Source organism: Phocaeicola plebeius (assembly GCF_003437535.1).
In the GTDB taxonomy this organism is placed as follows: Bacteria; Bacteroidota; Bacteroidia; order Bacteroidales; family Bacteroidaceae; genus Phocaeicola; species Phocaeicola plebeius_A.
In genome coordinates this window covers 21,163-29,221 of record NZ_QSQT01000039.1, presented here as the reverse complement: position 1 = coordinate 29,221, position 8,059 = coordinate 21,163, and the positions used below count along the sequence as shown (strand labels likewise).

The following is an 8,059-nucleotide window of genomic DNA, read 5'->3' as shown; positions in this document are numbered from 1 at the left end:
CCTTACCGCTTATCCGGACGGCCTTCAGAAATGCGCCTGGAGACGTTTTCTCCACAAAGGAGAGTCATTCTTCACCGGAACTTTCAGATACGCTTAAAACGTACGAAAATCAGTCTGAGAGAGGGGTATACTTTAGAATGTTGTGTTTAGTAGGATTTTCAGAGAAGAACATAAAAAAGCCGGAGTATTTACCCCGGCTTGTGAAAATATCAATTATAGATTTTATTTCTCTACGTTGTCCTTGCTTGGATGAGGATAGTCAATCGTGTAATGAAGCCCTCTGCTCTCTTTTCTTTCCATTGCCTGGCGAGTAATCAGGTAACCTACATTAATCATGTTACGGAGCTCGCAAATCTCTCTGGAAGCCTTTACACGTTTAAACAAGCGCTCTGTTTCTTCATAGAGAATATCCAGACGGTTCCATGCACGCACCAGACGGAGATTGCTTCGTACAATACCTACATATGATTCCATAATCTGATTAACTTCTTTCATACTTTGTGTAATCAGAATTCGTTCTTCGTTGCTGATAGTGCCTTCTGCATTCCATTCCGGAATATCTTCGTTGAAATCGTAACGGTCGAGTACACTGAGTGCGTGTTTAGCGGCAGAGTCCGCATAAACAATGGCTTCTATCAGTGAATTGGATGCAAGGCGGTTGCCTCCATGCAATCCAGTGCAAGAACATTCTCCTAAAGCATACAGGCGCTTGATGCTGGATTGTCCGTCCAAATCGACCTTGATACCTCCACACAAATAATGTGCAGCCGGCGCTACCGGGATATAGTCTTTCGTAATATCAATTCCCAGGCTCAGGCACTTTTTATAAATATTGGGGAAATGTTTCTTTGTTTCTTCCGGATCTTTATGCGTGACATCCAGGTATACATGGTCTTCACCACGTTGTTTCATTTCATTGTCTATGGCACGTGCTACGATGTCACGAGGAGCCAGTGAAAGGCGCGGGTCGTATTTCTGCATGAATTCTTCACTCGACAAGTTTCTCAGTACACCTCCATAACCTCGCATAGCTTCTGTGATAAGGAAGCTGGGACGGTCGCCCGGATGATACAAGGCAGTAGGGTGGAATTGTATAAACTCCATGTCCTTGACAACTCCTTTGGCACGATATACCATGGCAATACCGTCGCCTGTAGCAACCAATGGATTGGTGGTGTGGGTATAAACCGCTTCACATCCTCCAGTGGCCATGACGGTGATTTTAGAAAGGAATGTATCCACCTCTCCTGTTTTTTCATTCAGCACGTAAGCACCGAAACATTTGATACCCGGCGTGTGACGCGTAACGATAATTCCCAAATGGTGCTGGGTGATGATTTCTACCGCATAGAAATTACTGAAGACGGTGATATTGGGATGGCGTTTTACTTCTTCTATCAGGCTGGTCTGTATTTCAGCACCAGTATTGTCTTTATGATGGAGAATACGGAATTCAGAATGTCCGCCTTCTTTGTGCAGGTCGAACTCTCCGTTGTCTTTCTTGTCAAAGTTTACTCCCCATTTAATTAGTTCTTCTATTTGAGAAGGCGCGTTGCAGATAACCTTTTCTACAGCGGCAGGATCGCTGATCCAGTCTCCTGCAACCATGGTATCGTGGATATGTTTTTCGAAATTATCCACCTTCAGGTTGGTTACTGAAGCGATGCCTCCCTGTGCATAGTAGGTATTCGCTTCTTCCAGTCCGGCCTTGCAGATCAGTGCAACCGAACCTTTATGCGCCACTTTCAGCGCAAAGCTCATTCCGGCAATTCCTGAACCGATAACGAGAAAATCGAATTTTCTTATCATAAGATTGGGTATTATAACGCAAAACTACAAAAAAGTCAGTTATATGATGCTCAAAAGCATTCTTTTTTGTGTGTCTCTGTAGATTGATTTTTAAAATACTTAAAGATGCGTTGGAGATGTTTTGTTTTCAAGCAGAATTTCTTATCTTCACGGGAAATTAAAACAAAAAATCAGACAATGAATCGTACTTTTCAATCAAAGGTTGGTTGGTGGTATTGGATAGTGATAGGAATAACTTCTGTGTTGTTATTCTTTTTTTTCTGGGAACATTATCTGCTGTGTACAATTCTGTGTGCAACTGTGGTGGTTTTTGAAATCGAAATGCTGGTTCATACGCAGTATGTAATTACAGGAGATGGATGGCTAAAAGTAGAGACCGGACGGTTTATCCCCAATGCTTCACTTGAAATAGATCAGATTCTTCGTATACGGAAAGTCCGTTCGATGACTTTCTGGCAACCTGCTTTGTCGTTCGAGCGGCTTGAAGTCGTTTTTAAAAAACATGGAAAGGTCCGTTCCATTTCTCTTTCCCCTAAGAATCAGGAAGATTTTATCCGTTGCCTGTTGAAAAAGAACGAGGCAATTCAATTTTATGATTGAGACAAATAATTAACTGATAAAAATACTATGGTACGTGAGTTTAAAATCCGCAGAACTCCTTTTAAAGTGTGGTTAGGAGTCATTATTGTGATTGTGGCCATTGTGCTGATGGCTTTGCATACAGAAAACTATTGGAATTTGATGCCGATTGTGCTTCCCGTTTTATTGTTGATTGATGAGCAGATGACGCGTATTCTGGTACAGGAAAACGGGGATATTTGGTTGAAAAGAGGTTTTAGTGGCAGTATCAAGGCGTATGGAGTAAAACGGATTGCATTGCGTAAGAAAGATTCGTTGCTGAAAGGAAGAATTACCATATATTATACGAAAGGGTTCATTAATTTTGACCCGGCCGATTTAAAAGGATTTGTGGCTTGTGCGAAAGAACGCAATCCTCATGCAGACTATCGTGAAGAATAATCATTTCTAAAATTTGGACGGATTATGAAGTATCAATTGGCTATAATTGGTGGTGGCCCGGCTGGATATACAGCTGCTGAGATGGCCGGAAAAGCAGGACTGAGTGTAGTTTTGTTTGAAAAGAACAACGTGGGCGGAGTTTGTCTGAATGAGGGATGTATTCCCACAAAGACCTTGCTGTATGCGGCGAAAGTACACGATACAGCTTTGCATGCATCAAAATACGGTGTTAATGTGAAAGAGGTTTCAGCCGATTTAGGAAAGATTATAGCCCGAAAAACGAAGGTGGTCAGAAAATTGGTACTGGGTATCAAGGCAAAACTCACGGCACAGAAGGTTACTTTGGTGCAAGGGGAAGCCTACATTCAGGATGCACATACTGTTCGTTGCGGTGAGGAGTTGTATGAATGTGAACAGATGATAGTATGTACAGGCAGTGCGACTTTTATTCCTCCGGTGGCAGGACTTGATTCGGTGAATTACTGGACACATCGAGACGCATTGGACAATAAAGAAATCCCTTCTTCTTTGGTAATTGTAGGAGGAGGAGTTATCGGTATGGAATTTGCTTCGTTTTTCCACAGCTTGGGAGTGAAAGTAACGGTTGTGGAAATGATGGATGAAATCTTAGGAGGAATGGACAAGGAATTGTCAGGCCTTTTACGGGCAGATTATGCCAAGAGAGGAGTGAAGTTCTTGCTGAATACGAAAGTAACCGGAGTTACACAGAAGGAAGACGGAATAGAAATAGAATATACCTGCGGAGAAGAAAAAAATACAGTTTGTGCCGAAAAACTGTTGATGAGCGTAGGACGCCGGCCGGTAATGAGCGGATTCGGATTGGAAAACCTGAATCTGGAACTTACGGCACGTGGAACGGTGAAAGTAGATGAACATCTGCAATCTTCCGTGCCGGGAGTATATGTGTGCGGTGATTTGAATGGAGTATCTTTGCTGGCTCATACGGCTGTGCGTGAAGCAGAGGTGGCAGTTCATCATATTTTAGGAAAAACAGACGCCATGAGCTATCGTGCCATACCGGGAGTTGTTTATACTAATCCGGAAATTGCTTCTGTAGGTTGTACGGAAGAAGCGCTTACACGCGAAGGCCGTGCCTATCGTGTAGTAAGCTTGCCTGCAGCCTATTCAGGCCGTTTTGTGGCTGAAAATGAAGGAGTGAATGGAGTCTGCAAAGTACTGGTAGGAGAAGATGAAGAAATTTTAGGAGTACATTTGCTGGGAAATCCGGCTTCTGAATTAATTATTCAGGCAGGAATGATGATAGAAGACAGACGTAAACTTTCAGACTGGAAAAAATATGTCTTTCCACATCCTACGGTAGGCGAAATCTTTCGCGAGTTATAAATTGAAGTGTTGAATGAAACGAATAAGCGGAGTATTATTTTTTTTATTTCTTTGGGCCGGTTTTCTTCATGCCCAGACGTTATTAACAAACGAGTTAAACAAGTTAATATCTTCCGACCCCTTGTTGAAAACCTCGGAAGTAGGTATTGTGGTTCATGATTTGACTGCAGGCAAGGAGCTTTATAGCTATCAGGCAGACAAGTTGTACCGGCCGGCTTCTATTGAAAAAGTGGTTACTGCGGTAACTGCTTTGGATGTATTAGGAAAGGATTTCCAGTTTCAGACTACACTTTCGTACGACGGTGTGGTGGAAAAAGGAATCTTGAAAGGAAACCTGTACGTAAAAGGAGGTTTTGACCCGGAGTTTATGGAGTTGGATATGGACTTTCTGGTCAGAGCCGTGAAAGAGGCAGGCATACAAGCTATTTCCGGGAAACTTGTGGGTGATGTTTCTTTGATGGATTCCATATACTGGGGAGAAGGCTGGTCATGGGATGATACTCCAGAAGCTTTCCAACCTTATCTTTCACCGCTTATGCTGAACAGGGGATGTGTGGATATTAAGGTATCTCCTGCTGCCAAAGGGAAGGCCGGAACCGTGGAAATTACTCCGGAATCAGATTATTATCAGTTGAACAATCGTTCTATAAGTCTGCACCCCGAAGCTGGAAAACTGAAAATAACGCGTGACTGGCTCACAAACGGCAATACGATAGATGTGTCCGGATGTGTTTCTTCTGTTCGTAAGCGTACGCTGAATCTGTATGATTCCAAGCGATTCTTTATGGATACGTTTTGTTATAAGCTTAACAAAGAATGGCTGTCCGTATCGAAAGACAGTATTTTCTTTTTAACCGCTCCTGATAGTACACAATGGATTTACACTTGCCGCCGTCCGGTGGAGGAAGTGTTGAAGCGTGCCTTGAAAGAAAGTGACAATCTTTCTGCGGAGGCCTTGTTTCGTCAGTTAGGGCAAATGAACGGGAAACATACTTCACACATCTCTTTTGGGGACTGTCAGGTTGTAATAGGGAGATTCATGCGCAATGCCATTGGGCATGACCCCAAGGAGTATCGAATTGTAGATGGTAGTGGAGTCTCGTTGTATAATTATGTGTCTCCTCGTCTGATATTGGCTTATCTGAACTATGCTTATCGTCATCCGTCCGTGTTCCAGACTTTCTATGACTGCCTGCCCGTAGCAGGAGTTGATGGTACGCTTCAGGGAAGAATGCGTACGGGAAAAGCCTTCCGTAATGTAAGAGCAAAGACCGGAACTGTTACGGGAATCAGTTCATTGGCTGGTTATTTGACATCCGTGAACGGGCACAAAATTTCTTTTGTTATCATTAATCAAAATGTATTGAAAGCTCGTCAGGCCCGTAAACTGCAGGATAAAATTTGTGAGTTATTGATACAGCTAAATTGAGTGAAAAAGTCTGCTGAAACGTATTTTTAGTAGGAAAAATCAATAAATACACAAGAAGTAGCACAATTTTATAGGTTTTGTGAACAAATATTGTACCTGGATTTCGGCTAACTTTTGTATTTTTGTCTGCGTAGAGAGAAAGAACTTTAAACAATAATATAAAGTTGTTCTCTGTTTTTCGGGGAACAACGGGAGATTTTAAAATTTATAATTATTATGGTAAACTTTTCACTTGAAGGTAAGGTAGCCCTTGTAACAGGTGCTTCTTACGGTATCGGTTTTGCTATTGCTACAGCTTTTGCTAAAGCGGGTGCAACTATCGTGTTTAACGACATTAAACAGGAACTGGTTGACAAAGGTTTGGCTGCATACAAAGAAGAAGGTATCAATGCACACGGTTATGTATGCGACGTAACTAACGAAGATGCCGTAAATGCAATGGTTGCACAGGTAGAAAAAGAAGTAGGTGTAATCGATATTCTGGTAAACAATGCAGGTATCATCAAACGTATTCCGATGTGTGAGATGTCAGCTGATCAGTTCCGTCAGGTTATTGACGTGGATTTGAACGCACCGTTTATCGTTTCAAAAGCTGTTATTCCTAGCATGATTAAGAAAGGTCACGGAAAGATTATCAACATCTGTTCTATGATGAGTGAGCTGGGTCGTGAAACAGTTTCTGCATACGCTGCAGCAAAAGGTGGTTTGAAAATGTTGACTCGTAACATTGCTTCTGAATATGGTGAATTCAATATCCAGTGTAATGGTATCGGCCCGGGTTACATCGCTACTCCTCAGACTGCTCCTTTGCGTGAACGTCAGGCTGACGGTTCTCGTCATCCGTTCGATGCATTTATCGTGGCTAAGACTCCGGCTGCTCGTTGGGGAACTCCGGAAGATTTGATGGGTCCTGCTGTATTCCTGGCTTCTGACGCATCTAACTTTGTAAACGGTCACGTATTGTATGTGGACGGTGGTATTTTGGCTTATATCGGTAAACAGCCTAAATAAATTACATTTATTTTGTAGATAGAATGTCATTCTGGGAGGGTTTGTACTTTCCCAGAATGACTTTTTGGTAATAGATAAAGATAATATTATGAGAAAGACTTTGTTTGCTGCCGCTGCTTGTGCCACTGTATTGTGGACCGGATGTAGTAAATCAGAATCTGTCACTGTGACAATTGCCAACCCCTTGGCTATAGAACGTACAGGGGAAATGGTAGAAATTCCCGTAAATGATATTTATACGCAGCTGAATCTTTCTGACACTGCACAGTTTGTAATCTATGATGAGAAAGCCCAGGAGGTTCCTTATCAGCTGACATACGATGAGAAAGTGATATTTCCCGTGTCTATCGCTTCAAAAGCTTCTGTAAACTATACAGTGCAGCAGGGAACACCTTCACTGGTTAATGCGGTAGTGTATGGCCGTTGCTATCCGGAACGTCTGGATGACATTGCCTGGGAGAATGACCGTGCGGCCTATCGTGCATACGGCCCGGCTTTGCAGAAGAGCGGAGAAAAAGCTTATGGATATGATGTCTTTACAAAGAGCGTAGAAGAGCTCGTTGTAGAAGACCGTTATGCAATGGAGCTGGATTCTGCTTCACGTGCAGAAATCAAGGCGTTGAGAGAAGCCGGAAAGAAGGAGGAAGCAGACAGCTTGTCGCGTGCTATTTCTTATCATATAGACCATGGTAACGGAATGGACTGCTATGCGGTTGGTCCTACTTTGGGAGGCGGTACTGCAGCTCTGATGCCGGACTCTGCAATTGTATATCCTTATTGCTACAAGGATTTTGAGATTTTGGATAACGGACCTCTCCGTTTTACCGTGAAACTGGTATTTAATCCTTTGGTGGTAAAGAACGATTCAAATGTGGTAGAAACTCGTATCATACAGCTTGATAAAGGCTCTCAGCTGAACAAGACTACGGTTTCATACGAATATCTGACGCAGACTACTCCGGTAGCTGCAGGGCTGGTGCTTCATGCGGCAAATCCTGAAGGATATGCGTATGATGCAGCTAAAGGATATATCTCTTATGCAGACCCCACGACGAATGCTGAAGCTGGTAACGGTATTGTATATGTAGGAGCGGTATTCCCTGCTTCGGTACAGACTACTACACAGTTGTTTGAAAAACCGGTAGGCGATGCACTGGGACATGTATTGGGTATTTCTACGTATGAACCGGGTAATGATTTTGTATATTACTGGGGTTCAGGCTGGAGCAAATATGGTTTCGAAAAAGCAGAAGACTGGACCAATTACTTGAAGGATTATGCTGAGAAAGTACGTAATCCGCTGGTGGTGACCGTTCAGAAATAAAAGTCTGTAACAGGAAAGATATAAAGATATAAGGAAAACCGACAGTGCCGAATGACCGTTTGGGGAGATTGGGTTCTGTCGGTTTTTATTTTGTCAGTACT

At 42.8% G+C, this 8,059-nt stretch carries 7 protein-coding genes; 6 read left to right on the top strand and 1 reads right to left on the bottom strand.

Annotated elements, in window-relative coordinates; all coding sequences use genetic code 11:
• Window positions 1–222 precede the first annotated feature (222 nt).
• Entirely contained in the window at window positions 223–1,809 is a 1,587-nt protein-coding gene (gene nadB, locus DXD04_RS14950; RefSeq protein ID WP_117673989.1) for an L-aspartate oxidase, read from the bottom strand.
• 177 nt (window positions 1,810–1,986) lie between these two features.
• Here nadB and DXD04_RS14945 point away from each other — a divergent pair, with 177 nt between their 5' ends.
• The 6 genes from DXD04_RS14945 to DXD04_RS14920 all read left to right on the top strand — a co-directional run bounded on the left by DXD04_RS14945 (window position 1,987) and on the right by DXD04_RS14920 (window position 7,958).
• Complete coding sequence (locus DXD04_RS14945) at window positions 1,987–2,409, top strand: PH domain-containing protein (protein WP_229035361.1); 423 nt, start codon at window positions 1,987–1,989, stop codon at window positions 2,407–2,409.
• Window positions 2,410–2,436: 27 nt separating this feature from the next.
• The gene (locus tag DXD04_RS14940) at window positions 2,437–2,829 is read left to right on the top strand and encodes a hypothetical protein (RefSeq protein WP_022053835.1); all 393 of its coding nucleotides are present in this window, start codon (window positions 2,437–2,439) and stop codon (window positions 2,827–2,829) included.
• Between the two features lie 24 nt (window positions 2,830–2,853).
• Window positions 2,854–4,194, top strand: a complete 1,341-nt coding sequence (lpdA, locus tag DXD04_RS14935) for a dihydrolipoyl dehydrogenase (protein ID WP_117673987.1) — start codon at window positions 2,854–2,856, stop codon at window positions 4,192–4,194.
• A gap of 13 nt (window positions 4,195–4,207) precedes the next feature.
• On the top strand, window positions 4,208–5,623 hold the full coding sequence (gene dacB / locus DXD04_RS14930) for a D-alanyl-D-alanine carboxypeptidase/D-alanyl-D-alanine endopeptidase (RefSeq protein ID WP_117673986.1): 1,416 nt from the start codon (window positions 4,208–4,210) through the stop codon (window positions 5,621–5,623).
• 216 nt (window positions 5,624–5,839) lie between these two features.
• On the top strand, window positions 5,840–6,634 hold the full coding sequence (locus DXD04_RS14925; protein WP_022053832.1) for a gluconate 5-dehydrogenase: 795 nt from the start codon (window positions 5,840–5,842) through the stop codon (window positions 6,632–6,634).
• A gap of 88 nt (window positions 6,635–6,722) precedes the next feature.
• Window positions 6,723–7,958 (top strand): DUF4861 domain-containing protein, encoded by a 1,236-nt coding sequence (locus DXD04_RS14920; RefSeq protein ID WP_117673985.1) that lies wholly within the window; start codon window positions 6,723–6,725, stop codon window positions 7,956–7,958.
• Window positions 7,959–8,059 lie beyond the last annotated feature (101 nt).

What these genes read in the sequence shown, in the direction of transcription:
- nadB (WP_117673989.1), bottom strand. Translation starts at nt 1,809, where the DNA reads ATGATAAGAAAATTCGATTTTCTCGTTATCGGTTCAGGAATTGCCGGA.
- DXD04_RS14945 (WP_229035361.1), top strand. Translation starts at nt 1,987, where the DNA reads ATGAATCGTACTTTTCAATCAAAGGTTGGTTGGTGGTATTGGATAGTG.
- DXD04_RS14940 (WP_022053835.1), top strand. Translation starts at nt 2,437, where the DNA reads ATGGTACGTGAGTTTAAAATCCGCAGAACTCCTTTTAAAGTGTGGTTA.
- lpdA (WP_117673987.1), top strand. Translation starts at nt 2,854, where the DNA reads ATGAAGTATCAATTGGCTATAATTGGTGGTGGCCCGGCTGGATATACA.
- dacB (WP_117673986.1), top strand. Translation starts at nt 4,208, where the DNA reads ATGAAACGAATAAGCGGAGTATTATTTTTTTTATTTCTTTGGGCCGGT.
- DXD04_RS14925 (WP_022053832.1), top strand. Translation starts at nt 5,840, where the DNA reads ATGGTAAACTTTTCACTTGAAGGTAAGGTAGCCCTTGTAACAGGTGCT.
- DXD04_RS14920 (WP_117673985.1), top strand. Translation starts at nt 6,723, where the DNA reads ATGAGAAAGACTTTGTTTGCTGCCGCTGCTTGTGCCACTGTATTGTGG.